This is a genomic window from Thiomicrospira microaerophila (genome assembly GCF_023278225.1).
GTDB lineage: Bacteria > Pseudomonadota > Gammaproteobacteria > Thiomicrospirales > Thiomicrospiraceae > Thiomicrospira > Thiomicrospira microaerophila_A.
This window is the reverse complement of sequence record NZ_CP070959.1, coordinates 2,098,147-2,122,737: the sequence shown is the minus strand read 5'-3', so window position 1 is coordinate 2,122,737 and position 24,591 is coordinate 2,098,147. Positions and strand designations below refer to the sequence as shown.

General features: G+C 46.6%; 26 protein-coding genes. 17 read left to right on the top strand and 9 right to left on the bottom strand.

Annotated elements, in window-relative coordinates; translation table 11 throughout:
- Nucleotides 1-17 precede the first annotated feature (17 nt).
- The 5 genes from JX580_RS10335 to def are packed head-to-tail and all read right to left on the bottom strand — an operon-like array spanning nucleotide 18 to nucleotide 5,527.
- Nucleotides 18-2,216 (bottom strand): sensor histidine kinase, encoded by a 2,199-nt coding sequence (locus JX580_RS10335; protein WP_248850460.1) that lies wholly within the window; start codon nucleotides 2,214-2,216, stop codon nucleotides 18-20.
- A complete protein-coding gene (locus tag JX580_RS10330; protein WP_248850459.1) occupies nucleotides 2,213-2,779 on the bottom strand; it encodes a DUF4390 domain-containing protein in 567 nt (188 codons plus the stop codon). The genes JX580_RS10335 and JX580_RS10330 overlap by 4 nt, the downstream gene beginning before the upstream one ends.
- Nucleotides 2,767-4,092 carry a 16S rRNA (cytosine(967)-C(5))-methyltransferase RsmB gene (gene rsmB, locus JX580_RS10325; RefSeq protein ID WP_248850458.1) on the bottom strand — a complete coding sequence of 442 codons (1,326 nt, stop codon included), beginning with the start codon at nucleotides 4,090-4,092 and terminating at the stop codon, nucleotides 2,767-2,769. The genes JX580_RS10330 and rsmB overlap by 13 nt, the downstream gene beginning before the upstream one ends.
- On the bottom strand, nucleotides 4,089-5,015 hold the full coding sequence (gene fmt / locus JX580_RS10320; RefSeq protein WP_248850457.1) for a methionyl-tRNA formyltransferase: 927 nt from the start codon (nucleotides 5,013-5,015) through the stop codon (nucleotides 4,089-4,091). Before fmt ends, rsmB begins: the two co-directional genes overlap by 4 nt.
- Nucleotides 5,016-5,017: 2 nt before the next feature.
- Nucleotides 5,018-5,527, bottom strand: coding sequence for a peptide deformylase (def, locus tag JX580_RS10315; RefSeq protein ID WP_248850456.1), 510 nt, complete (start codon nucleotides 5,525-5,527; stop codon nucleotides 5,018-5,020).
- Between the two features lie 61 nt (nucleotides 5,528-5,588).
- Here def and dprA point away from each other — a divergent pair, with 61 nt between their 5' ends.
- The 4 genes from dprA (at nucleotide 5,589) to JX580_RS10295 (ending at nucleotide 11,873) form a co-directional block, all read left to right on the top strand.
- Nucleotides 5,589-6,707 carry a DNA-processing protein DprA gene (gene dprA / locus JX580_RS10310; protein WP_248850455.1) on the top strand — a complete coding sequence of 373 codons (1,119 nt, stop codon included), beginning with the start codon at nucleotides 5,589-5,591 and terminating at the stop codon, nucleotides 6,705-6,707.
- 101 nt (nucleotides 6,708-6,808) lie between these two features.
- On the top strand, nucleotides 6,809-9,247 hold the full coding sequence (gene topA / locus JX580_RS10305; protein WP_248850454.1) for a type I DNA topoisomerase: 2,439 nt from the start codon (nucleotides 6,809-6,811) through the stop codon (nucleotides 9,245-9,247).
- Between the two features lie 197 nt (nucleotides 9,248-9,444).
- Nucleotides 9,445-11,208: an arginine--tRNA ligase gene (gene argS / locus JX580_RS10300; protein ID WP_248850453.1), complete on the top strand. Its 1,764-nt coding sequence runs from the start codon at nucleotides 9,445-9,447 to the stop codon at nucleotides 11,206-11,208.
- Nucleotides 11,208-11,873, top strand: coding sequence for an SPOR domain-containing protein (locus JX580_RS10295; RefSeq protein ID WP_248850452.1), 666 nt, complete (start codon nucleotides 11,208-11,210; stop codon nucleotides 11,871-11,873). The genes argS and JX580_RS10295 overlap by 1 nt, the downstream gene beginning before the upstream one ends.
- Here the strand turns inward: JX580_RS10295 and JX580_RS10290 are convergent.
- Nucleotides 11,870-12,901 (bottom strand): GGDEF domain-containing protein, encoded by a 1,032-nt coding sequence (locus tag JX580_RS10290; protein ID WP_248850451.1) that lies wholly within the window; start codon nucleotides 12,899-12,901, stop codon nucleotides 11,870-11,872. The genes JX580_RS10295 and JX580_RS10290 overlap by 4 nt on opposite strands.
- 133 nt (nucleotides 12,902-13,034) lie before the next feature.
- Between JX580_RS10290 and JX580_RS10285 the strand changes: the two genes are divergently transcribed.
- The 6 genes from JX580_RS10285 (at nucleotide 13,035) to JX580_RS10260 (ending at nucleotide 16,562) form a co-directional block, all read left to right on the top strand.
- Nucleotides 13,035-13,286: an accessory factor UbiK family protein gene (locus JX580_RS10285; RefSeq protein WP_248850450.1), complete on the top strand. Its 252-nt coding sequence runs from the start codon at nucleotides 13,035-13,037 to the stop codon at nucleotides 13,284-13,286.
- A 2-nt stretch (nucleotides 13,287-13,288) separates the two neighbouring features.
- Nucleotides 13,289-14,797 (top strand): YifB family Mg chelatase-like AAA ATPase, encoded by a 1,509-nt coding sequence (locus tag JX580_RS10280; protein ID WP_283103590.1) that lies wholly within the window; start codon nucleotides 13,289-13,291, stop codon nucleotides 14,795-14,797.
- The gene (locus tag JX580_RS10275) at nucleotides 14,797-15,489 is read left to right on the top strand and encodes a sulfite exporter TauE/SafE family protein (RefSeq protein ID WP_248850449.1); all 693 of its coding nucleotides are present in this window, start codon (nucleotides 14,797-14,799) and stop codon (nucleotides 15,487-15,489) included. Before JX580_RS10280 ends, JX580_RS10275 begins: the two co-directional genes overlap by 1 nt.
- Nucleotides 15,490-15,569: 80 nt before the next feature.
- Nucleotides 15,570-16,076, top strand: coding sequence for an RNase A-like domain-containing protein (locus JX580_RS10270; RefSeq protein WP_248850448.1), 507 nt, complete (start codon nucleotides 15,570-15,572; stop codon nucleotides 16,074-16,076).
- A 10-nt stretch (nucleotides 16,077-16,086) separates the two neighbouring features.
- Nucleotides 16,087-16,371, top strand: a complete 285-nt coding sequence (locus JX580_RS10265; RefSeq protein WP_248850447.1) for a hypothetical protein — start codon at nucleotides 16,087-16,089, stop codon at nucleotides 16,369-16,371.
- Nucleotides 16,368-16,562, top strand: coding sequence for a hypothetical protein (locus tag JX580_RS10260; RefSeq protein WP_248850446.1), 195 nt, complete (start codon nucleotides 16,368-16,370; stop codon nucleotides 16,560-16,562). The genes JX580_RS10265 and JX580_RS10260 overlap by 4 nt, the downstream gene beginning before the upstream one ends.
- Here JX580_RS10260 and bioD read toward each other — a convergent pair.
- Genes bioD through JX580_RS10245 form a run of 3 tightly spaced genes read right to left on the bottom strand, consistent with a single transcriptional unit; the run spans nucleotide 16,552 to nucleotide 18,634 of the window.
- On the bottom strand, nucleotides 16,552-17,241 hold the full coding sequence (gene bioD, locus JX580_RS10255) for a dethiobiotin synthase (RefSeq protein ID WP_248850445.1): 690 nt from the start codon (nucleotides 17,239-17,241) through the stop codon (nucleotides 16,552-16,554). The two genes, JX580_RS10260 and bioD, sit on opposite strands and share 11 nt — an antisense overlap.
- A gap of 2 nt (nucleotides 17,242-17,243) precedes the next feature.
- Nucleotides 17,244-18,128: a phosphoribosylaminoimidazolesuccinocarboxamide synthase gene (locus JX580_RS10250; protein ID WP_248850444.1), complete on the bottom strand. Its 885-nt coding sequence runs from the start codon at nucleotides 18,126-18,128 to the stop codon at nucleotides 17,244-17,246.
- Entirely contained in the window at nucleotides 18,125-18,634 is a 510-nt protein-coding gene (locus JX580_RS10245; RefSeq protein ID WP_248850443.1) for a phosphate-starvation-inducible protein PsiE, read from the bottom strand. Before JX580_RS10245 ends, JX580_RS10250 begins: the two co-directional genes overlap by 4 nt.
- Nucleotides 18,635-18,762: 128 nt before the next feature.
- Between JX580_RS10245 and rpe the strand changes: the two genes are divergently transcribed.
- From rpe to JX580_RS10210, 7 genes are all read left to right on the top strand, one after another.
- Complete coding sequence (rpe, locus tag JX580_RS10240; protein ID WP_248850442.1) at nucleotides 18,763-19,467, top strand: ribulose-phosphate 3-epimerase; 705 nt, start codon at nucleotides 18,763-18,765, stop codon at nucleotides 19,465-19,467.
- Nucleotides 19,468-19,470: 3 nt separating this feature from the next.
- The gene (locus JX580_RS10235; protein WP_248850441.1) at nucleotides 19,471-20,151 is read left to right on the top strand and encodes a phosphoglycolate phosphatase; all 681 of its coding nucleotides are present in this window, start codon (nucleotides 19,471-19,473) and stop codon (nucleotides 20,149-20,151) included.
- A 3-nt stretch (nucleotides 20,152-20,154) separates the two neighbouring features.
- Nucleotides 20,155-21,657 carry an anthranilate synthase component I gene (gene trpE / locus JX580_RS10230; protein WP_248850440.1) on the top strand — a complete coding sequence of 501 codons (1,503 nt, stop codon included), beginning with the start codon at nucleotides 20,155-20,157 and terminating at the stop codon, nucleotides 21,655-21,657.
- 10 nt (nucleotides 21,658-21,667) lie between these two features.
- The gene (locus JX580_RS10225; RefSeq protein WP_248850439.1) at nucleotides 21,668-22,264 is read left to right on the top strand and encodes an aminodeoxychorismate/anthranilate synthase component II; all 597 of its coding nucleotides are present in this window, start codon (nucleotides 21,668-21,670) and stop codon (nucleotides 22,262-22,264) included.
- 12 nt (nucleotides 22,265-22,276) lie between these two features.
- Nucleotides 22,277-23,296, top strand: coding sequence for an anthranilate phosphoribosyltransferase (trpD, locus tag JX580_RS10220; protein ID WP_248850438.1), 1,020 nt, complete (start codon nucleotides 22,277-22,279; stop codon nucleotides 23,294-23,296).
- Complete coding sequence (trpC, locus tag JX580_RS10215; protein WP_248850437.1) at nucleotides 23,296-24,093, top strand: indole-3-glycerol phosphate synthase TrpC; 798 nt, start codon at nucleotides 23,296-23,298, stop codon at nucleotides 24,091-24,093. Before trpD ends, trpC begins: the two co-directional genes overlap by 1 nt.
- Before the next feature lie 66 nt (nucleotides 24,094-24,159).
- Entirely contained in the window at nucleotides 24,160-24,585 is a 426-nt protein-coding gene (locus JX580_RS10210) for an OsmC family protein (protein ID WP_248850436.1), read from the top strand.
- Nucleotides 24,586-24,591 lie beyond the last annotated feature (6 nt).

The following is a 24,591-nucleotide window of genomic DNA, read 5'->3' as shown; positions in this document are numbered from 1 at the left end:
AACTGTCCATTTTCTGATTAGTTTTCTGTGGATCGGCTGCCAACAGGCAGTTGTATTATAAAACAGGCTCCTTGATTTGGTTGGCTGTTTATTTCAATCTGACCCTTATGTTCTTCGACAATTTTCTTAACAATCGCTAGGCCAAGCCCGGAACCCTTTGGCTTGTCGGTAGCGTAGGGTTCAAATATCCAGTTGATGGCTTGCTCTGGAATCCCCTTGCCATTATCTTTTATCTTGATTGTAATACTATCACTGAGGTTTTGACAGTCGGTTTCAATCAGTATGGACGGTGACTCGACGTCTTCGGTGGCTTCTAATGCGTTTTTAATCAGGTTGTGAAAGAGTTGGCGCATACGATGGCTGTCGATATAAACTGCAGGACAGCTAGCGTCAAGGTTTAGTGTGATTTTTCCTGGCTCATTCGGTGTTTGGTAAAGATGGACCAGCGTTTCTAGCAGTTGGTTGAGGTTGATTTTTTCACGCTCAAATTCAGGCGTATGCGCGAAGTCGATAAAGGCATCGACAAGGTTTTGCATGCTGGCAACCTGTTCGACAATGGTTTGCGTCATTCGGCTAAGCAGTTTCGCATCATCCTCTGCAAGCTTGTTACTGAGTTTATATTCCAGTCTTTCGGCGCTAAGTTGAATCGGTGTTAACGGGTTTTTTATTTCATGTGCCAAGCGACGAGCAACATCACTCCATGCAGCATGTAATTGTGCCTGTACCAATTCGGTAATATCATCAAGAACGACAACAAAACCGCCTATTTTTTGATCAATGCTTGGTAGGGTTGAGCCGTGAATTAGAATGATTTTTTGTTGGTCGGTGGTGTTGAGGGTGAGCTGAAGGCTCCAGGGTTTGGTGTCTTTGCTGTAGCTTGCTTTTTCAAAGCGCGGCATCAGGGCATCGAAAAAAGGATTTAGGTGAGGGTTTGCCGGGCTGGCCGTGAGATCACAGAAACGTTCGCCACTGTACTGGTGTAAATCGACCCCTAAAATATCGCCTGCCTTATCATTGGCGGTACGAATACGGTGGTTCATATCGAGGGTAATGACGCCGTTAGTTAGGTTACGAATCACCGCTTGGAAATAAAGACGCTGCACTTCGGTTTGTTGATGGCTGACTTTGATTTCATTTCGTGCTTTTCCTATTTGTTTAATCATATCGTTAAAGGATTGAATCAGCGCACCAAAATCGTCATTACGATCGACACTCATTTGGGTGGTGTAGTCGCCTTGAGCAACACGTTGTGTGCCTTGAACAAGATGTCGAATGGGGCGGGTTAAATTTTGCGCGGCTTGAATAATAAATAATAAGCTACTGACGAGCGTAAGCAGCAGTACCAACGAAAGGATCAGTGTAAAACTGGTTTTAAGCGGTGTTCTTAGGTATTCCAACTCATTGTATTGACTTTCTGCAAGGCGCACCGAGTGCGCATAGCGTGTAATACTTTCCGGCAGGTTGTAGATGACTTGCAGCGGATAAACCTGATTCAAAAAGGGATCTATCACCGGGATGACTACGCGGATAATTTCATGTTCTGAATCATCACTGGCTTCAATGGCTGCATAGTTAAGGCGTTGACGTGCTTGCCTAAGCAAACTTTCTGCTGGACGGCTAGGTAGAATTTCGGTGCCAAACTCATGACTAAACGCAACCAGTTGGCCGTTGGACTGGTAGAGTGCGACTTCTTTTGCTTCCAGTTGATTACGAAGTTCATTGGCAGAAAAAGCAGGCGTTTGAGTCAGTAGTGGGCGCATGGTGCGTTCAGCTTGCAGGGTTTTGTTCAGGTGGTCGCGGGTGGCATAGTCTAAATTTGTTTTGACTAACGCACTGGCGTCAGTCAGTGCTTGTTTGGTACGAACATCAAACCATTGATCGACGCTTTGGTGAAGAACGCTTAGGCTGAAATAAAATAAAATCAGTATCGGTAGGCTTAAGAGCAACATCAAGCTGGCTGTGATTTTAACGGTGGTTTTAATCCCAGAAGTTTTGCGTTTATAGTGGAGGTAGAGTTCGACAAGCTGCTTAATCAGCAGTGCAAACAACAATAAGATACCGCCTAGACTGAAGATTAATAATCCGAGGTAGTAGTCAATCAGCTCAGGCGCACGTTGAATGATTTGGCTCATTACTAGTAGAGCGGCCAGTAATAGACCGGTAGTGATCATTAACCAACCGTAGCTATTAAAAAAATTAATTCTCAGTTTTTTCATTCGCCTATCCTAAATGCTATCGGCTTGACCAGCCAGCCGGTATTGTAAAACCAAGCACGGTTAAAAAGTGCATGGCTCAGGATTGGTGCGGGTAATTGAAGCCAGTCAACACTTATTCTTAATTTCAAGCTGTAGTTAAGGCCCGCGTGGAGTTGATTGAGATCTGCCAATAAAAAATCGTCAAAACGCCCTAGTGTCTGCAAAGCATTATCAAGGCTGCTAAAGTGAAGTCGATTATTGTTGCGAAGGTTGTGAAGGGTGTAGCGCTGATAAAAGTGCGAGTAACTCAATTCGGTTAGATAGCTAATATCGACCTGTTTTTGACGAGAGCGAAAGAAGAGGAATTGGCTTTGTTGTTCGAGCTGAATCTGGGTTTTGAATAGAATGGGGATTTCATGCTCAATCGCTTGACGAATTTCTTCCGGTAAATCCATGTCAACTTGCGCACTCATCAAGAGTTGCGGTGGATGAATATGATAGCTGAGTTGGTCTGCGATCGACCAGGCCTGGCTGGCAAAGAGAAGGAGTATGAGTCCAAACCCCTGAGTCGCTAGTGAACGCATGTCTTTTTTCTTAACAGCGCGTAATAAAAGCCATCCATTCCCTGTTCACCCGGAAGTATTTGACGGCCTATCTCTCCTTGACCCCAATTCACATCAAGCGGTTGATGTTCCGCATCAGGTGTTTTTGCCAAAAAGGCCATAATTTGCTGGCTGTTTTCTTGCGCGAGGATCGAGCAGGTAGCATAGAGTAGCTGACCGCCAGGCTTCAACGTTTGCCATAATTGGCTGAGTAATTGAGCTTGAATTTGAGTCAGTGACAGGATATCTTCGGCGCGACGATGACGTTTTATATCCGGGTGTCGGCGAATAATCCCAGTTGCTGAACAAGGTGCATCCAACAGAATTTGATCAAAAGCTTGACCATCCCACCAGCTAGTTAATTCAGCAGCATCAGCGACTTGGGTTTGAGCTGACAAGTGCAGTCGTGCCAAATTTTGATGTAAACGCTCGATACGATCAGATTCTTTTTCTAACGCAATCAGTTGAGATTGGTTGTCGCAGGCCTCTAGGAGGTGGCAGGTTTTTCCTCCGGGCGCGGCACAGGCATCTAGAATTCGCATTGCTTTTTGCGGCTGTAAGATCAGTGCTGCTTGTTGGGCGGCGATATCCTGAACACTAAATCCTCCCTGCTCAAAACTGGGTAGCTGGCTGACATCCACAGGCTGACTAAGGCGGATACCAACCGGACTTAATGGGTGAGGATGGGCTTCAATGCCGGCTTCTGCCAACTTGCTTAGCAGAGATTCACGGCTTTGAAGACGCGTGTTTACTCTGAGGCATAAGGGCGCAGGCTGGTTGTTCTGGTTTAAAATCTGTTCAAGCTGGTCAGGATAGATTTTCTGTAGCTGTTTCACTAACCAGCTCGGATGAGCGGTTTGGATCTCAAGCGTTTGCGGTAGTTGATTTATGATCGCCTCTTTCTCACGTAAAAATTGACGTAGCACGCCATTTAATAATCCACGCGCCCAAGGTTTTTTTAATTTTTGGCTAAGATTTACCGTTTCAGAAACCGCCGCATGTTCAGCGGTATCGAGATAGAGCAGTTGATAAAGCGCCATCAACAGGAGTAGGTTAATATCTTCATCCTTTGTTTTTAACGGTTTGCTGATCAGAAGACTACGAATCGCAGCTAAACGATCATACCAGCGCAGGCAGCCATATACCAAGTTTTGCACAAAAGCCCTATCTCTTCGGTCAGTGAGGCTCTGAAAAGTTTGTGGTAAAGCTTGGCTTAAGGACTGGCCTTGCTTAACGACTGCCAATAAGCACTTAAGGGCGCTTAAGCGCGGGTTCACTCTTGCGTTAGGCGTCATTGAAGAACCTGACCTATCAGGTTACGAGACAAGGCAAAGTCATAGGCTGACATTGGCTTTTTGCCGGCAGGTTGCACCTGGGTAATGCGAAGCAGGCCTTGACCACAGGCAATATCTAGTCCGGCTTTTTCTAATAGGATAATTTCGCCCGCATTATTGTGAGCGGGTCCTTCTAGCGCTTGGGCGTTTAGAATGCGCAGGCTTTGACCTTCAAACTCACAAAAAGCCATAGGCCAAGGATTGAATGCGTGAATGCGGCGTTGAATGACCTCGGCTGAGGTATTCCAGTCAATTTTTGCTTCGGCTTTAGTCAATTTGGCTGCATAGCAGGCCTGGTTGTTATCCTGTTTTTCGGCAACGAGCTGTTTAAGTTGCTTTAGTGCATCAATAATGGCTTGAGCCCCTTGGGTTGCAAGCTTGTCGTGCAGCGTCTCCGCTGTGTCGTGCGGAAGAATAGGGCAGTGGGTTTTTAGCAACATAGCACCGGTATCTAAGCCGGCATCCATCTGCATAATAGTGATGCCTGTTTCTTTATCGCCGGCTTCAATTGCACGTTGAATCGGAGCGGCTCCGCGCCAGCGAGGCAGTAGAGAGGCGTGAATGTTTAAGCAGCCAAGTTTGGGCGTGTCGAGTATCGCTTGCGGAAGAATTAAACCATAAGCGACGACAACCATGATATCGGCATTGTGTTTAGCCAATTCGGCTTGCGCCTCGGCTGTTTTCAAACTTTCCGGCTGGAAAACAGGGAGGCCATGTTGTAATGCCAATTGTTTCACTGGGCTGGCTGTGAGCTTACGGCCTCGACCTGCAGGGCGATCTGGTTGAGTATAAACGGCAATGATTTCATGTCCCTCATCTAATAGCGCTTGAAGCGGTGCTACAGAAAATACCGGGGTACCCGCAAATATAATTCGATAAGCCATAATTAACTACCTGTTTTTTCTGCTTGCAACTTCTTGAACTTGTGTAAAAGACGAGTGCGTTTTAGCGGGGATAAATGATCAACAAACAAACGTCCATTGAGATGGTCAATTTCATGTTGGATGCAGATCGCAAGCAAGTCATTCGCTTCCATTTCCACTTTTTTGCCATCGCGGTTCATCCCTCGTACAATAATTTCGCTTGGGCGCTCTACTTTGGCATAGATATCCGGAAGCGATAGACAGCCTTCTTCCCAAGTGATTTGACCTGCGCTGCGAACAATTTCAGGATTAATGAGCGCTAAGGGTTGGTTTTTTCCTTCAGAAACATCGACCACGATAACGCGCTGCTGAACTGCAATTTGCGGCGCTGCTAGGCCTATGCCCGGTGCATCGTACATGGTATAAAACATGTCATCAATCAGGCGATCTAATTCATCAGTCATTTCAGTAACGGTGGCGCAGACTTCGCGCAGTCCTTGGTTGGGAAAAAGGACAAGATCAAGTTTTTGCATAGGATTTTCGTCTTTTAAGGTTTATACTTGGGATTTTTATATCTTGCCATTATAACGAATTATGAAGCAAATTGCCGATAAGCCCAGTTTAAGCGATTGGTTGCGCTTGCACCTTGCGTTTTTAACCGCCAAACAACTGGCGCGTTTGCAAAATCATTTTGGTGATTTAACCACGGCACTCAGTGCTAAGCCTGCTGATTGGCTAAGGGTTGAGCGTTTTGGTGATAAGTTGGTTGACAGTGTGTTTAAGCAGGATCCCAGTTTGGTTGAACAGGCGTTAAACTGGGCGCAACAGCCAGATCAGCAGATTATTACCCTGGATGATGCGGCCTATCCCGGATTGTTGCGAGAGATTGCTGATCCACCGATATTATTATATGTTCGTGGTGATGCCAGTCTGCTACATGCACCGCAATTAGCCGTAGTCGGCAGTCGGCACGCTTCCCGTCAGGGGGCGCAGATTGCCGAAGACTTTAGTCGCTACCTATCGGGCATAGGTTTAACGATTACCAGCGGTTTAGCACATGGAATTGATGCGGCTGCGCATCGAGGCGCTTTGCAGGGGATAGGTAAAACCCTGGCGGTGGTAGGCACAGGTATTGATCGCATCTATCCGGCGGCCAATCAACATCTTGCGCGTGAGATTGCCGAGCAGGGTGTGATTGTTTCGGAATATCCGTTGCAAACTAAGCCATTAGCACAAAACTTTCCTAGACGAAATCGCATTATCAGCGGTATGGCGACAGGCTGTTTAGTGGTTGAGGCAGCGTTAAAAAGTGGTTCGTTGATTACTGCACGACAAGCGATGGAGCAAGGGCGCGAGGTGTTTGCGATCCCCGGTTCGATTAACAATTCGTTGGCGAAGGGCTGTCACCAACTTATTAAACAGGGCGCTAAACTGGTTGAAACCGCACAGGATATCCTAGAGGAGTTGGCACCACTGATTGAGTTTAGTCTGCAAGCTGACCAGGCCGCCGCCTCGGCTAATATAGAAGCAGGACTACTGGAGAGTGAATCTGATCCCCTGCTCGATTTGATGGAGTTTGAGCCGATGAGTCTGGATGAACTGGTGACGCTTAGCCAATTGCAAGCAGCGGACATTCAGGCGCAGATGATGATGCTGGAAATAGAGGGGCGTGTCGAAGCCTTATCGGCAGCGAGATGGCGGCGTTTGAAATAAATTCCCACTTTTCTGCAAACACTATTTGCAAAATGGCGAAAAATTATGCACCCTAGAAAAAAGCAAAACAATAAATAGAATTTAACTGAATTAAGGTGTCTATGAAAAACTTGGTGATAGTCGAGTCGCCTGCCAAGGCAAAAACGATTGAACAATATTTGGGTAAAGACTTTACCGTGCGCTCGAGCTTTGGTCATATTCGTGATCTTAGCAAGAAGGGAATGGGGATTGATATCGCCAATGGTTTTATGCCGAGCTATGAGATTTCGCCGGACAAAAAGAAAACGGTTACAGAGTTGCGCAAGCTCGCTAAGGAGGCCGATGCGGTTTGGCTGGCAACGGACGAGGATCGCGAAGGAGAAGCGATTGCCTGGCACCTTGCTGAAGCGCTTAAACTAGACGTGAACACCACTAAACGAATTGTTTTTCATGAAATTACAAAAAATGCGATCACCCAAGCGGTAGCTGAACCACGCACCGTTGACTTAAATCTTGTTGATGCACAACAGGCGCGAAGGATATTGGACCGTGTGGTGGGTTTCGAGTTGTCGCCGGTGTTGTGGAAGAAAATTCGTACTGGACTGTCAGCCGGACGTGTTCAGTCGGTTGCAGTGCGTTTAATTGTTGAACGCGAACGGGAGGTTGAGGCGTTTAATGCGCAACCCAGTTTTAAAATTCAAGGCCATTTACAGCCGATTAGCGAGCAGGGTGTTTTTGGCGAAGCCTTTAGTGTTAAGCGTTCAGCGGGCTTTGAAACCGAACAGCAAGCCCATGACTATTTAACATCGTTAATGCAGGCGAGTTTGAGTGTTGCCGATTTGGAGCAAAAACCCGCTAAACGTTCTCCAAAAGCACCTTTTACGACCTCCACGCTTCAGCAGGAAGCTTCGCAAAAGCTTGGGTTTTCAGTCAAACAAACGATGGTGATTGCACAGCGGCTTTATGAGTCGGGTAAGATAACCTATATGCGTACCGACTCGGTGAATCTCTCGGAAACCGCGATTGCACAGGCAAAAAAAGTCATTACCGAAGATTTTGGCAGCAAGTATAGTCACTCTAGGCGTTATAAAACCAAAAAAGCTGAGGCGCAAGAGGCGCATGAGGCGATTCGACCTACCGACTTTTCTGTGCGAGAGGTCGGAGGTGAGCGTAACGAGCAGCGTTTATATCAGTTGATTTGGCGTAGAACTATGGCATCACAAATGGCTGATGCGGAGTTGCTTAGAACAAACGTGTCGATTGCCATTAGTAATTTGCCGACTGAAACCCTGCAGGCAAAGGGTGAGGTAGTGACATTTGATGGCTTTTTAAAGGTTTACAACCTTGATGGTAGCAAAGACGATGATGTTCTATTGCCAGCTATGCAGTTGGGTCAGGCATTGAACCTAGTCGATATGCAGGCGAAGCAAAGTTTTAGTCGGCCACCGGCACGTTATAACGAAGCGAGTTTGGTGCGTACACTCGAAGAGATGGGGATTGGACGTCCTTCTACCTATGCGCCAACGATTGATACCATTCAGCAACGTGGTTATGTGATTAAAGAGGATCGTGAAGGTTCACCGCGTGACATTCGCCAGTTAAGTCTAAAAGATGGCGTGTTAACGGCAGAAACCCTAACTGAAATGGCGGGTAGTGAAAAGAATAAACTCTTTCCTACCGATATTGCTGGGGTGGTTAATGATTTTTTAGTCAAGAATTTTGGCGAGGTTTTGGATTTTCAGTTTACGGCTAAGGTTGAGCAGGAGTTTGATCAAATTGCCGAGGGCAACCAGGCCTGGCAGCAAATGCTGACCGATTTTTATCAAAAATTTCATCCTAAGGTGGAAGAAGCAGAAAACCTGTCGCGAGAAGAAGCCGGCCAAGCAAGGCTTTTAGGACAAGATCCGAAAACAGGTAAGCCTTTGTTGGTAAAAATTGGCCGTTTTGGACCGTTTGTTCAGTTGGGAGACGGCGAAAATGATGAAAAGCCGACCTTTGCCAGTTTACGTCCCGGCCAAAAGATGGATACGATTAAGCTGGAAGAGGCCTTGGAGTTGTTTAAGCTACCACGAACCCTAGGAGAAATGCCGGAAGACTATGTGGCTACTGCTGCAGACGGCTCGGTATTTGGCGTAAAACAAGGACAGCTTCTGATTGCTAAGCAAGGTCCTTTTGGGCCTTATTTAGAGTATGGTGAAAAGCAGTTTGCACCGATTAAAGGCTATGATCCTCTAAGTATTACGCTGGATGAGGCGGTAATGGTGGTAGAGGCGAAAATTCAAGCCGATGCAGATAAGATCGTCAGAAGTTTTGCCGGAACCAATGTGAAAATTCTAAAGGGTCGTTGGGGACCCTACATTACCGATACGGTTACCAAGGTCAATGCCAAAATTGCAAAAACCGAAGATCCCATGACCCTGAGTTTGGAAGAATGTCAGCAGCGTTTGGCTGATGCGCCTCCGCCGAAAAAAAGAGGGAGTGCTGCGGTTAAAAAGCCGGCCGCCAAAAAGCCGGTCAAAAAGAAAACACCCGCTAAAAAGTCATCCATTAAACCTGGTTGACCTAAGCAACTTAGAGATTCAAAACCACCAGGCCTGGTGGTTTTAACTTAAGCCGAGTTAACCGTTCGCAGTTATTGCCTAGATTTGAGTTTCGAGAATTTTATTGTGACTTTAAGGAACCGGTAAGATCGCTGTAAATTTGTTAAATAATCGGGTTAAAATAGCCGCCAATTTATTGAAGCCATAATGAGATTCAGATGAAAACCAAACTAAACCAAATTTTAATTGATGTCATTGACCAGCTAAAAGCCGAGGGTGTAATTCCTAATGAGCAGAGCGTTCGTGTTCAAGTGGATGCGACTAAAGATAAGGCGCATGGCGACTTTGCTACTAATTTGGCGATGATGTTGTCGAAAGCGGCCGCGATGCCACCAAGGGACTTAGCGGTAAAGATTATTGAACTGCTGCCTCAGGATTCGGTGATTACCAAGGTTGAATTGGCAGGGCCGGGGTTTATCAATTTTTTTGTAGCCGATCAAGCTAAGTTCAGCGTGGTCAATAGCGTGCTTGAACAGGCGGAACGTTTTGGGCAGGCAGCGGTGGGGCAGGGGCGATCGGTGTTGGTTGAATTTGTTTCGGCAAATCCGACGGGGCCCTTGCATGTAGGGCATGGTCGTGGGGCTGCTTACGGTGCCAGTTTGTCGAATTTGTTAGCGTTTGCCGGTTTTGATGTTACGCGTGAATATTATGTCAATGATGCCGGTCGTCAAATGGATATTTTGGCAACGTCTGTTTGGTTGCGATATTTAGAAATTTGCGGTGAAAACTTTGATTTCCCTAGCAATGGCTATAAGGGGGATTATATCTATGCGGTTTCGCGTCAGTTGTTTGATCAGCATGGCGATAGATTGCGTAAGCCTGCGTTTGAAGTTTTTGCTGGCGTTTGTGCTGATGAGGGGCAGGAGCAGGGTGATAAAGAGCAGCATATCGATGACCTGATTACACGGGCTAAAGCCTTGTTAGGTGCTCAGGACTATGAGCTGGTTTTTGGTTTAGTTTTGAAGGATATTTTGACTGATATCGAAGAGGATCTTGCTGAGTTTGGCGTTACGTTTGATAACTGGTTCTCAGAACGATCTTTAATGCACAGTGGCGTGGTGGATGCCGCTTTAGAAAAGCTGCAGCAGTCCGGTCAGGTGTATGAAAATAATGGTGCGCTTTGGTTCCGTTCAACTGATTATGGCGATGAAAAAGACCGAGTTGTTGTGCGTGAAAATGGTTTGAAAACCTATTTTGCATCGGATATTGCTTATCATTTTAATAAGCTGGAACGTGGCTATGAAACCCTGATTGATATTTGGGGCGCGGATCATCATGGTTATATTCCTCGGGTTAAGGCTGCGATGCAGGCAATGGATACCAGCCCTGATGCCCTTGAGGTACAGTTGGTTCAGTTTGCAATTTTATACCGTGGTGGTGAGCGAGCTCAGATGTCTACCCGAAGCGGTCAGTTTGTAACCCTGCGTGAACTACGAGATGAAGTAGGTTCGGATGCAGCACGCTTTTTTTATGTTGCACGTAAGTCTGAGCAGCATATGGACTTTGATTTGGATTTGGCAAAATCTAAGTCAAATGAAAACCCAGTTTATTACATTCAATATGCGCATGCACGTATTTGTAATGTTTTGAATCAGTTAGAGCCAAAAGGCTATCAATTGGATTTAGCTCAAGGTTTGGCAAATTTAAATCTTTTAACCGAGTCGCATGAGACGGATTTGGCTTCTAAGTTGGCGCAGTTCCCTGAACTGATTAGTCGTGCGGCATTGGCGCGTGAGCCTCATCAAGTGGCGTACTATTTAAAAGACTTGGCGCATGGCTTGCACAGTTACTATAACTCACAACAATTTATTGTAGAAGATGATGCTTTACGTAATGCGCGTTTAGCTCTGATTTGTGCGGTACAACAGGTGCTTAAAAATGGCTTAGCGATTATTGGCGTGAGTGCGCCAGAGAATATGTAATGGCACGTGATTTACGACATGGTCCGTCACCCAAGTTTGAGTTTCAGCGTCGTTCGCAACAAATGCAGGCAGACCAAGAAAACCATCAGCGCAGAAAGTTGCCGTTTACCGGTAAGATTGGTTTGTTTTTTCTGGCTTTGGTGACGGCCTTTCTGATTATCAGCCATTTTATTCAACAATTTCAGCAGAGGACAAGTCAAAGCGTTCAAGTCAATGAGGTTTATCAGCCTCCAATGACAGAGAAGCCTGTCGAAAAAATGGAAACAACAGCACTTCAACCTACGTCCTCCAAGTCGGCGGTTCGAGAAGTTGAGATTGAGGAATCGATTTCTGCTGTAAATTACAGCTTTTATACCGAGTTACCTCGGATGGAAGTAGTGGTGGATGTTGAGCCGTTACCGATTAAGTTACCGGAACCCATGTGGATTCAGGCGGGATCTTTTCGTGATTTAGCTCAAGCGCAAAGGGAGCAGCAACGCTTGTCGGCTGAGGGGCGAGCAATGTTAATATCGCCGATTGAAACGCAAAACGGTCGTTTTTATCGGATGATGTTGGGGCCATTTACCGATCGGTTGGCTTTAAATCAGCAGCGTAATGCCTTAAGGCGGTTGGGAGCGGACACCCGCGTGGTCAAGGCACCTGCAAGCACCCTGCCACTGGATTAGCCAGGGTCTTGATCAAACTCGGTCACAACGCGATTGCGACCTTGTTGTTTAGCGCGATAAAGCATATCGTCAGCGCGTTTAATAAACTCATCAATCGATTCGTATTGGCGGTATTGAGCAATCCCAAATGAAGCGGTAATATCCGGTAGGATTTCACCGGTATCCTTGCGCTTTAGGTGCACTTTTTGCAGTTCTTGTCGCAGTGTTTCTGCATGGTCTTTGGCTTGTTCAGTGGTGGCGTTGGGAATGAGGATTGCAAATTCTTCACCGCCATATCGACAGCTGGTATGGTTAATCTTACGTTCTTTTTTTAAGATATTGGCGAGGTAACGTAAAACACTGTCGCCAACCAAGTGTCCAAAGCGGTCATTGAAGCTTTTGAAGTGATCAATGTCAGTCATGATTAAATATAGTGACGCGGCGGGTTCTTGTGTGGTTAATTCTTCAATAGCTAGGTTAAAGGCCTTGCGGTTACCGAGTTGAGTGAGTTCATCCTGCATGCTTTCCGCCCTCGCTTCCAAAAGCTGACGTTTCAGGCGTTGAATTTCCGTTAGTGCCGTCATGAGTTCTTTTTGAAAAGTTTGGTTGTGATCACGCATTTGTGCAGTGGTAGTAATCATTGAATGGGTGAGGTTTTTGAGTTCCTCTTGGTTTAATTGATTGTGAGACAGTTCTTGGCTGTATTGATCTAGCTGATGCGTGCTGGTCTCTAGCTTGTTAGTCCAGGCTGTCAGTTTTTTCATCATCGCATCAAGCAAACGCTTGAAAAGCTTGTCAAGATCCGATTGCTCTTGATCTTCATCCAGGTACTCAGCGTAAAGCCGTCTTCCTGCTCGATCACTGAAGCCAAAGGGGTCTTGCAGTATTAAGTCTAACTCTTGACGTAGTTTAGGTTTATCACCTTTAAAGTAGCTATACCAAACCAAATAATTGGTTGGGCTGGGATTGATTTGCTTCTCTTCAAAAATTTCACTGATGTGTTGAAAAATTTTTTGCGCTTTTTCAAAGGTGTCAGGCTGCATGTTCATTTAAATCTATGCTCTAAAAGGGAATATAAAAATTCTAGCATGGTTACTGCAATCGGTTGACTAAAATTATTGCCAGTTGGAAAGCTTGAGACCGTATAATTATAAATTCTTTAATCTGGTTTAGGATAGGGTCATGTTTAATGCAGCGCAATTGGAAGGGTTAACCCGTAAGGTTTTGGAAATTATTCCGGATGAAATGGGGCAGGCTCCAGAAGCTTTTAAAGCCCAGTTAAAGGCCGGCTTGCAACGTGCTTTGCAAGATATGGACTTGGTTACCCGTGAAGAGTTTGATGTGCAAACAGCCGTGCTGGCTAAAACACGTGCTAAGCTCGAAGCCATTGAACAGCGGTTGGCCGATTGGGATAAGCCGGGTAAGGACGTTTAGTTTTGAGCTTTGCTTTAGTTCAAAGTCGTGCTTTGGTGGGGATGGATGCGCCTTTAGTTCAGGTTGAGGTGCATGCCTCGAATGGTTTGCCTAGTTTATCGATTGTGGGTTTACCTGAAGCCGCAGTCAAAGAGAGTAAAGATCGTGTAAGAAGTGCGCTGTTAAATAGTGGTTTTGAATTGCCGCCAAAGCGTATTACGATCAACCTTGCGCCAGCAGACCTTCCCAAGGCGGGGAGCCGATTTGATCTTGCGATTGCCTTAGCGGTTTTGGTCGCTACCCAGCAGTTACCGGCACAGGCCTTGGCCGGTCATGAGTTTTACGGTGAGTTGGGATTAAATGGGGAGCTCAGGAATATTTCGGGCTTGTTGCCTGCCTTAATTAAGGCTAAAAAAGAAAAGACCGTTGCGATTATTCCACAAGCAGGCCTGGTTGAAGCCTCGCTATTGACCCATGCGGATATTTGGGGTGCAAAGCATTTATTGGAAGTTTGTGCTTACCTAACGCAACAAGCTAAGTTACAAGCTGTACCGGATCGTGATATTGGTCAGTTGAATTATCCGGTTGATCTAGCGGATGTCCGTGGTCAAGCTCAGGCGAAGCGGGCTTTAGAAGTTGCTGCCAGTGGTCAGCATTCTTTGTTGATGGTGGGGCCGCCAGGGGCTGGAAAAAGTATGTTGGCACAGCGTTTGGTCACTCTTTTACCTCCGATGAATGAGCAGGAAGCGATTGAAAGTGCCGCTTTGCGTTCGATTGCGGGTGAGCCTCTGATTGCCGGCCAGTTTTATCAGCGCTTTCTCAAAGAGCCTCACCACTCATCGTCTGCTGCTGCCCTGATTGGGGGTGGCCAAAATCCTAAGCCCGGTGCTTTGACGCTTGCGCATCACAATGTCTTGTTTATGGATGAGTTTCCTGAGTTTAAACGTGATGTTATCGAAGCGCTACGGGAACCGTTGGAAACTAAGAAAGTCAATATCTCAAGGGTTAAACAGCAGGTGATTTATCCTTGTGATACTTTATTTGTGGCTGCTTTTAATCCGACTCCCAGTGGTTTCTTTTCCGATGACCCACGTTGTACCGATAGTCCGGATCAAATCGCCCGTTATCGTCGTAAAATATCAGGGCCGATTCTGGATAGGATTGATCTTCATTTACAGGTGCCTGCCGTGGAGGTTGACCAACTCACCGCGCCTTGTGATCCGAATGCCGAAAGCTCTGATCTGGTGCGCGAGCGGGTTCAGGCTGTTCGTGAGATTCAATATAGCCGTCAAGGTTGTTTGAATTCGGCCTTGAGCTTGGCGCAGCTTGAACAGTATGTCGAGTTAACTCAATCAGATCAGTTGTTTTTGAAGCAGGCGATGACCCGTTTAGAGCTATCGGCACGTTCGTATCATAAAATTCTACGATTGGCACGAACGCTTGCAGATATGGGGCGTGAATCTACGATTACTAAGGCACATTTGGCTGAGGCTCTGGGTTATCGTAATCTTGAACGCCAGGGGTTTAAATAATGCTGGAGTCGATGCTTTTAACCGCTTTCGTGGTGGGTTTATTGGGTGGCGTTCATTGTCTTGGTATGTGTGGCGGTGTCGTCGGAACCTTGACTTTTAGTTTATCACCCCAGCATCAGTTGCATCCTTGGCGCATGCTGCCTTTTCAATTGGCTTATAATTTTGGCCGGATTTCCAGTTATGTTTTGGTGGGGGCGATGATTGGTTTGCTGGCCGCGTCTCTAAGCAGTTTAGTGCCTTTTTTGCCGTTTCAGCAAGGGTTACAAATCTTTGCCGGTTTGTTTATGATTGCGCTGGGTTTGTATTTGGCGGGCTGGTGGACTGGGATTGTTGCGATTGAGAAATTGGGTGGCGGGCTTTGGAGAAGATTGCAACCCTATACACGAAGCTTGACACCGGTCAAGACACTGCCACAAGCCTGGTTGTATGGCATGGTTTGGGGTTGGTTGCCTTGTGGATTGGTTTATAGTGTATTAATTATGGCGTTTAGTGCCGCCTCTATGACTCAGGGCGCATTGGTGATGTTGGCGTTTGGGTTGGGAACCTTGCCTAATCTGTTGCTAATGGGGGTGTTTGCTTTTTATTTTACGCGTTGGGCGCGTAACCCCTGGGTTAAACGTTTTGCCGGTATCAGCGTTATTTTAATGGGCGTATGGCAAATCTATCAGGCGGTAACGATCAACATTAACTAAGCGTTTTTGTACGAGTTACAATGTTTTAGGCACGGCTCGTGCCAAGCCTTTTAAGATTTTTGTGTTTTGAGGATGAAAGAGTGAAAGATGTGTTAAATCGGATGATGTTTTTGTTGGGTTTCTTGGTGTTATTTGGTTTGACGGCCTGTGCACCTAAACCTGATGGTAGTGGTTTGGGAGATGTACGTCAGCCAATACAAGTTAACCTACAGCAACATGAGGATGCTGGAGGTCATACTATTGCCAGACACGTGGCTAAAGACGACAACTATCTATCTGAGCGCTTAGATCGTAACCTGCGCCTTGATACGGTTTCAACCTTTAGTAGTTATGAGGTAGCGGAGGCATCTGTTAATGCGGTATTGAATAGCCGAAGGCAAGAGGTTGCGGATTGGTGGCGTGGGGATTTAGCCCGCCAAGCATTTTTTGCAAGGGTTCCGACTCATGGCCGATATTTAACGCGCCAGATGTGGCAGGATCGTGTGGAAGCTGCTTATGTGCCGGATCAAGCCGTTGTCAGAGTGGTTTTGGTAAGAAGGGGGGATGGGTTCTATGTTTTAACGGCCTTCCCTCAGCCTGATAAATAAGGTGGTTAAGATGGGTTGGCAGGAGCATATTGATTTTTTACATGCCTGGCCTGAGTTGCACAGCTTATTGGCCGCCTATCTGGCGGTTGAAGAAGAAGGTGAAGAAAAAGCAATTTTGCTATTTGTTGAAGAAAATCCACGCGCTTTGTGTCGATTACGGCAACAGTTGGAGCAGTTGATTAACTCAAATAATGCAGAATTTTGCCAGCAGGCGGCTTTGTTGGCAGGACGACAACAAGGCGACCAGGCCTGGTTACAGGGGTTGTTAGCCATGCTGGATAGGACGATGTCATGACGTTATATCAGTTGTTACTGCTTGTCCCTTTGGTTTTGCTGCTGATTGCGGTTGGAGTGGTGGTGCTGGCTTTTTTTCAGTATCGTCCGGAAGAAATTTTGCGAACAGTCGTGGTTTGGTTTAAAGGTCACGCATGGATGTTGGCGATTTATGCTGGAGTTTTACTTTTGCTTTGGCTATTTATTTTGTAGCAAGCACTGAGCAAAGAGGCAGTGACAGGTTTAATTCTGTTTGTGTTGAATAAGGTGAGCTGATGACTGGGTAGTCACAGAGTGCTTGAAGGTCCTTGGCATTGTCTTGATCCGCTTCTGGACTAAGATCATTGATAATAATGCTGTGAAGTTTAAGTTGCCGAGCTTTGACGGCCTCAATGGTAAGCAGGGCATGGTTAATGCAACCCAGCCGGTTTCCCACCACCAAAATAATCGGCAGAGCAAGCTGTTCTGCCAAGTCTGCATTTAAGCCATCAAGCGCTATCGGAGAGTAAAAACCGCCGGCGCCTTCAACTAAAACCAGGCCTGCTGATTCAGTCTGACAGGCTTGCACTAGATCGTTGATCAAAATATTTTTTCCCGCTTGTTTGATGGCTCGCGCAGGCGAGATAGCCGCTTCAAATTGGTAGGGGCAAATTTTTGACAAGGCTTCTTGTGAGGCCGCAGCTGCCTTCAGCGCTAGGGCGTCTTCAGAAACCAATTGTCCTTGCTGCCAAATACAACCAGAAGCGATAGGTTTACGAGGAATAACGCTTAGTCCTTGCTGGCGGAATCCACGAGCTAGTGCACAGCTGATGTAGGTTTTGCCTATTTCAGTGTCGGTACCGGTAATGAAAAAACCACCGGGATCGGTGGTCAATTTAGTGGGTTTAATCATGCTTAGTTTTCAGTCAGACGTGCTTTGGCTTCTTGGTATTTTTCCAGAGTTTTGTTAATCACCTCAGTGGGGAGTTCAGGGCCGGGGGCGGTTTTATTCCAGTCGAGGGTTTCGAGATAGTCACGAATATATTGTTTGTCGAAACTCGGCGGGTTGCTGCCGGCGGCATAACTCGAGGCGGGCCAGAAACGTGAGCTGTCAGGTGTGAGGGCTTCGTCAATTAAGTAGATTTTTCCCTGCTTGTCTTCACCAAACTCAAATTTAGTGTCGGCAATAATAATACCGCGCTCTAGGGCGAACTCAGCGGCTTGTTTGTAGAGTGCTAGGCTGTAGTCGCGGACTTTTTTCGCCTTGTCTTCGCTCATTAATTTTATCATTTCGTCAAAGCTGATATTGATGTCATGATCGCCGACTTCAGCTTTACTGGACGGGGTAAAAATCGGTTCAGGCAGTTGTTGGGCATTAACCAGACCTGGTGGAAGGGCTATGCCACAGACGCTTTGATTTTGCTGGTATTCTTTCCAGCCAGAACCGACCAAATAACCGCGAACAATCGCCTCAACCGGTAGCGGTTTTAGTTTGCGTACCACCATGCCACGTCCGTCCAACTGCGCGAGCTCGTCGGGGGTGAGGTAGTCGGCCAATGAAATGTCTTTGGCAATATGGTTGGGGAGGATGTTTTCAGTTTTTTTAAACCAAAACAGTGCGGTTTCACTCAAGATGCGTCCTTTGCCCGGTATTGGATTAGGCAGGATGACGTCAAATGCTGAAATGCGGTCGGTGGTAACAATCAGCAGATGCTGTTCGTCAAGGTCATAAATATCGCGCACCTTGCCACGATTGAGCAGTTTTAAACTGGTTAGGTTCGATTGATGAAGTGCATTCATTTTTTTTCAGTCCCTTTGTCCTTGTTTTGCTGTTCTGTAATTGTGTCTATGTCTGAGTTTGACTTACTTTGTGTCAATAGTTCTGGTGCTTTCCAGCGTGGGCCTAGGCGATCTTCTGACGGAAAACGCAATGAGCCATAACGTAAGGCGAGAATAGCCAGAGAAATCAGAATAATCGTGATGCCTACCGCCAGCATTTCCCACTCGGATAGCTCCTTCATATCAAGGATTAAGTAACGCGCCATCGCGATAATCGCGATATAAAGCGGTAAGCGAATCGGCAATTTTCCGGAATCGAGGTAGATCGCTACCATTGCTAATACCTCTAAATAAAGAAATAGCAATAGCAGGTCTCCGAGGGTAACCGTGGCGGTATTGACCATATGTTTGACTTCGGCAAACCCCGCGTAGATAGTGGCGATTGCGATAATAACCAAGCCGATAATTTCGAAAAAACCTATTGTGCGCCGAATCGCACGGGTGGTTTTGGTGTGGTGAACACTCATGTTTAACCTCTAAGATTTAACGTTTATTTTTCCGCATTATATTGTTTTTATATTAGGTTTAGGTGAAATTTATTCGGATGCTGGTAAAATGCAGAAAAACAATTCAATTAAAGTAAAGGAATAAGAGCATGGCTAAGCAACAAAACTGGATCGCCCCTTCAATTTTATCAGCGGATTTTGCGCAGTTAGGTAAAGACGTTAAGGATGTATTGAATGCAGGCGCAGATGTCGTTCATTTTGATGTGATGGATAATCATTATGTACCGAACCTAACCATTGGCCCATTGGTCTGTGAGTCGTTAAAAAACTATATGGTGCGTGAAAGCTTAACCGCTCCGATTGATGTGCATTTAATGGTTAAGCCGGTTGATCGCGTGATCGGTGACTTCGCCAATGCGGGTGCAGACTATATTACTTTCCATCCTGAAGCATCAGAACATATTGACCGTAGCCTTCAGTTAATTAAAGGCGCAGGCTGTAAAGCAGGTCTGGTGTTTAACCCAGCGACCTCTTTAAGTTACCTTGAGCATGTGATGGATAAAATCGATATGATCTTGATTATGTCGGTTAACCCAGGTTTTGGCGGTCAGGCATTTATTCCGCATGCGCTGGATAAATTGCGTGCCGCACGTCAGTTAATCGATGCCAGTGGACGTGATATTCGTTTGGAAATTGATGGCGGCGTGAAAGCCGAAAATATTGCCGAAGTCGCGGCAGCCGGGTGTGATACTTTTGTTTCGGGTTCAGGTATTTTTGGTAAGGCGAATGCCTCGGACGCAAATCGTTATGACACGATTATCAAACAAATGCGTGAAGAACTGGCAAAAGCGTAAGTTATGACTCAAAAAATTAAACCAGGCCTGGTATTGATTGACCTAGACGGTACGCTGATTGATAGCGTGCCGGATTTGGCTTATTGCGTTGATGAAATGATGGCGCAATTATCTATGCCGTTACGCGGTGAAGTGGCCGTGCGTGATTGGGTGGGTAATGGCGTGGAGCGTTTAGTGCGCCGCGCGTTAATCAATGCGGTTGACGGCGAGCCGGATGAAACGCTGTTTGCCCAAGCCTATCCGGTTTTTTTAGAACTTTACAAGCATAATTATTCACAACGCAGTCATGTGTATGCGGGGGTGGTTGAAGGCTTGGAGTGGATGTTGGCGCAGGGTTATCGTTTAAGTTGTGTGACGAATAAGGCCGAAGCGTTTACTCTACCTTTGTTACAAGACAAGGGCTTGCGTGATTACTTTGAGTTTGTCGTCAGTGGTGACACTTGTGCGGAGAAAAAACCGCACCCGATGCCTTTGTTACATGCGGCATCGCTGATGAATGTGTCGCCGGATAACGCTTTGATGATCGGTGATTCAAAAAGTGATGTCAAAGCCGCGCGTGCCGCTGGTTTTCATGTTTTTTGTATGACTTATGGCTATAACCATGGCGAAGACATTCGGCACTATCAGCCGGATGTAGTGATGGATTCGATGAGCGAACTTGTGAATTATTTGGAAACGAATTAACCGATGAATCAAGCCCATTTTGATCAACTTGCCCTTGAAGGCTATAGCCATGCGCCGGTGATGCGCACCTTATTGGCGGATTTTGAAACGCCGCTGTCTGTGTACACCAAGTTGGCTAATCAACCCTATTCCTATTTATTTGAATCGGTTCAAGGCGGCGATAAATGGGGTCGCTATTCTATTATAGGTTTACCTTGTGAGACCCAGATACGCGTTGAAGGCCAGCAGGTTAAGGTGTATCAGCAGGGTGAGTTGGTTGAACATCAAGTTGCTAGTGATCCATTGGCTTGGATTGAGGCTTATCAGGCTCAGTTTAAGGTTTTGGAGGACAGCAGTTTGCCCAAGTTCTGTGGCGGATTGGTCGGGTATTTTGGTTATGACACGATTCGTTATGTTGAGCCGAGATTAGCGAAGTCAACGCCGCCGCGTGATGATATTGGGGCACCTGATATTTTATTAATGCTGTCAAAAGAATTGGTGGTGTTTGATAACCTGAGCGGTCAGGTGCATGTCATTGTGCAGGCGGACTTATCGGTGGCCAATGCCTATCAGCTTGCGGAACAGCGGATTGCTCAGCTATTAGCGAAACTCGATCAGCCGCTTGAAAAGCCGTTGAGTACACCTGCGGATTTTATGCCCACCGAAGCTGATTTTGTGTCGAGTTTTGGTGAGGAACGTTTTAAGCAAGCGGTTGATAAAGTAAAACAATACATTCTCGCCGGCGATGCGATGCAGGTGGTGTTGTCACAGCAAATGTCGGTTGACTACACCCAGTCTGCGATGGATTTGTATCGGGCGTTGCGTTATCTTAATCCTTCACCCTATATGTTTTATTTGGATCTTGACGACTTTCAAGTGGTCGGCTCGTCACCGGAAATTTTGGTACGGCTAGAAGATGACTTGGTGACGGTGAGACCGATTGCCGGTACGCGTCGCCGCGGACTGGATGCGGCGGCAGATTTGGTATTGGAGCAGGATTTATTAGCGGATCCAAAAGAACTGGCCGAACATTTGATGCTGATTGATTTAGGCCGTAATGATGTCGGGCGCATTGCTCAGGTCGGCTCGGTCAAGTTAACTGAGAAAATGATTGTCGAGCGTTATTCACATGTAATGCATATTGTGTCAAATGTGGATGGTCAATTACAACCAGGCCTGACGCCGTTAGAAGTGTTGCGCGCCACCTTTCCTGCGGGCACTGTGTCCGGTGCGCCTAAAATTCGAGCGATGGAAATTATCGATGAGCTCGAACCGGTTAAGCGCGGTGTTTATGCCGGCGCGGTAGGTTATGTTGGTTGGCATGGCAATATGGATACCGCGATTGCTATTCGTACTGCAGTAATTAAAGGTGGGCGCTTGTTTGTTCAAGCCGGTGCGGGGATTGTGGCGGATTCGGTAGCGCAAAGTGAATGGGATGAAACCATGAATAAGGGGCGTGCCATTTTCCGTGCGGCGCAATTTGTTAGTCAAGGCTTGCGGACAGACAATCCGCAAACAAAAGAATAGGTAGCCTGACATGCTGTTAATGATAGATAACTATGATTCATTTACCTATAACCTCGTGCAGTATTTTGGTGAGCTAGGTCAAGAAGTGGTGGTGTATCGCAATGATCAGGTAAGTTTGGAACAGATTGAGCAACTTAAGCCTGATTATTTAGTGATTTCACCTGGTCCTTGTACACCAAATGAAGCCGGTATTTCGATTGATGCGATTCATTATTTTGCAGGTAAGTTGCCGATTTTGGGCGTTTGTTTGGGGCATCAATCTATTGGTCAAGCCTTTGGTGGCAAGATTGTTCGCGCCAAGCAGGTGATGCACGGCAAAACCTCACCGGTGTACCATAAGGATGTCGGGATGTTTGCCCATTTGCCGAATCCGGTAGAAACTACACGTTATCACTCGTTGGTGATCGAACAAGCCAGTTTACCGGATTGTTTAGAAGTGACGGCTTGGACGCAAACCGCAGCAGGCGAACTCGATGAAATTATGGGGGTTCGCCACAAAACCTTACCGATTGAGGGGGTGCAGTTTCACCCAGAATCGATTCTGACTGAACAGGGGCATGCGATGTTGAGAAACTTTTTGCAGTCGTCTGTCGCCGCGAAGCCATAAAGCGAGGAACGCATGGAATTATCAGATGCTTTAAACCAGTTATTAGCCCGAAAGGACTTGTCTCAAGCCGACATGCAATCGCTGATGACCCAGTTGATGTCCGGTCAAGCAAATGACGCCCAGATAGGCGCTTTATTGATTGCTTTGCGCATGAAGGGCGAGACGATTGATGAAATTACCGCCGCCGCGAAGGTGATGCGCCAGTTATCAACCAAGGTAGAGCTGGAAGGTATGGCGCATTTGGTTGATACCTGCGGAACGGGTGGAGATGGCGCAAATATTTTTAATGTTTCGACCGCGACCGCATTTGTTGCTGCCGCCGCCGGAGCGAAGGTCGCGAAGCACGGTAATCGTTCGGTTTCGAGTAAATCAGGTAGCGCGGATCTGCTTGAAACCGCAGGCGTCAATCTTAACCTTACGGCCAATCAAGTCGCGGCCTGCGTCGAGCAGGTCGGGGTTGGATTTATGTTTGCGCCTGCCCATCATGGCGCGATGAAGCATGTGATTGGTGCACGCAAAGCCCTCGGTGTGCGCACTATTTTTAATCTGCTAGGCCCGCTGACCAATCCGGCAAATGCGCCTTATCAGGTGCTGGGTGTGTATGATGCGGCCTTGTTGTTGCCTTTTGCTCAGGTGTTACAAAAACTCGGTTCTAAGCACGTGATGGTAGTGCATGCCGAGGATGGTCTGGATGAGATTTCGGTTTCGAGCCTGACTCAGGTGGCAGAACTCAAAGACGGTGAAATCACGCAGTGGACGCTTAACCCGCAAGACTATGATTTGGATCATCCGAGTTTGCAGGAGTTGGTGGTACAGTCATCGGTTGAAAGCCTAAATTTAATACGTGCCGCGTTACACAATAGTGATGGCGCTGCGCGCGATATTATTTGTTTGAATGCGGGGGCGGCGTTGTATGTTTCAGGCCTGGCTGATGATTATGCCGCAGGGGTGATGTTGGCGCGTCAAACGATTGCACAGGGGCTGGCCTCGAAGAAGTTTGATGAATTTATCCAGTTTACGCAGGCGATTTAATGACGACTCCAACGATTCTTAATAAAATAAATGCACGTAAACGCGAAGAAATTCAAGCGGATAAGACACAGGTTTCATTAGCCGCGATGCAACAACAGGCGGCGGCGGCGGCGGATGCACCACGAGGGTTTGTCGCGGCGATGCGTGCTAAATTGGCGGTTGGGCAATCGGCGGTGATTGCTGAAATAAAAAAAGCCTCGCCAAGCAAAGGCATTCTACGTGATCCGTTTGATCCGGTCGCGATTGCACAGTCTTATCAGGCGCATGGTGCAGCGTGTCTGTCAGTGTTGACTGATGTCGATTTTTTTCAGGGGTCAATGAGTTATTTGCAGCAAGCACGCGCGGCAACCCATTTACCGGTGATTCGTAAAGACTTTATTATCGATCCTTATCAAGTTTATCAGGCAAGAGCCATTGGTGCAGACTGTATTTTATTGATTGCGGCCTCCTTGAGTGATCTGGCGATGGCTGAGTTGACTGAGTTGGCACAATCGCTGGGCATGGATGTATTGATTGAGGTACATGATGGTAAGGAGCTTGAGCGCGCGTTAAAGATTCCTTTGCCATTGATTGGGATTAATAATCGCAATCTTCATACCTTTGACGTTAGTTTGCAAACCACGCTGGATTTATTGGCGCAGATTCCGGAAGACAGAATCATCGTTACTGAAAGTGGTATTTTATCCGTTGATGATGTGGCGCTAATGCGTGCGCATCAGGTGAATAGCTTTTTAGTCGGTGAGGCGTTTATGCGCGCGACCGAACCCGGTGAAGCACTACAAAATCTATTTAATTAATGAATATTATAACCAGGCCTGGTTCATCTCACGATAACCAGGCCTGGTTGTTTTGAGGAGAAAAACATGGATACAATTGCACGTGTTAAATGGTTGGATAACCTCTGTTTAGTCGGGCAAACCGCATCAGGACATGCGGTGGTGATGGACGGCCCACCCGATATCGGCGGTCAGAATCTCGGCCCTCGCCCAATGGAAATGGTGTTGCTAGGCTTGGGTGGTTGTACTGCTGTTGATGTGATTACAATGTTGAATAAAAGCAACCAAGCGGTAACCGATTGTCATATCGAAGTCAGTGCCGAGCGTGCCGATTCTATTCCTAAAGTTTATACCAAAATTCATGTGCATTATATTGTCTCAGGGCGCGATCTTAATGAGGCAAAAGTCGCGCGTGCCGTCAACTTATCTTCTGAAAAATACTGCTCGGTATCCAAGATGCTGGAGCAGTCTGCACAGGTTACACACGACTTTGAAATTGTTACAGTGGATTAAATCACT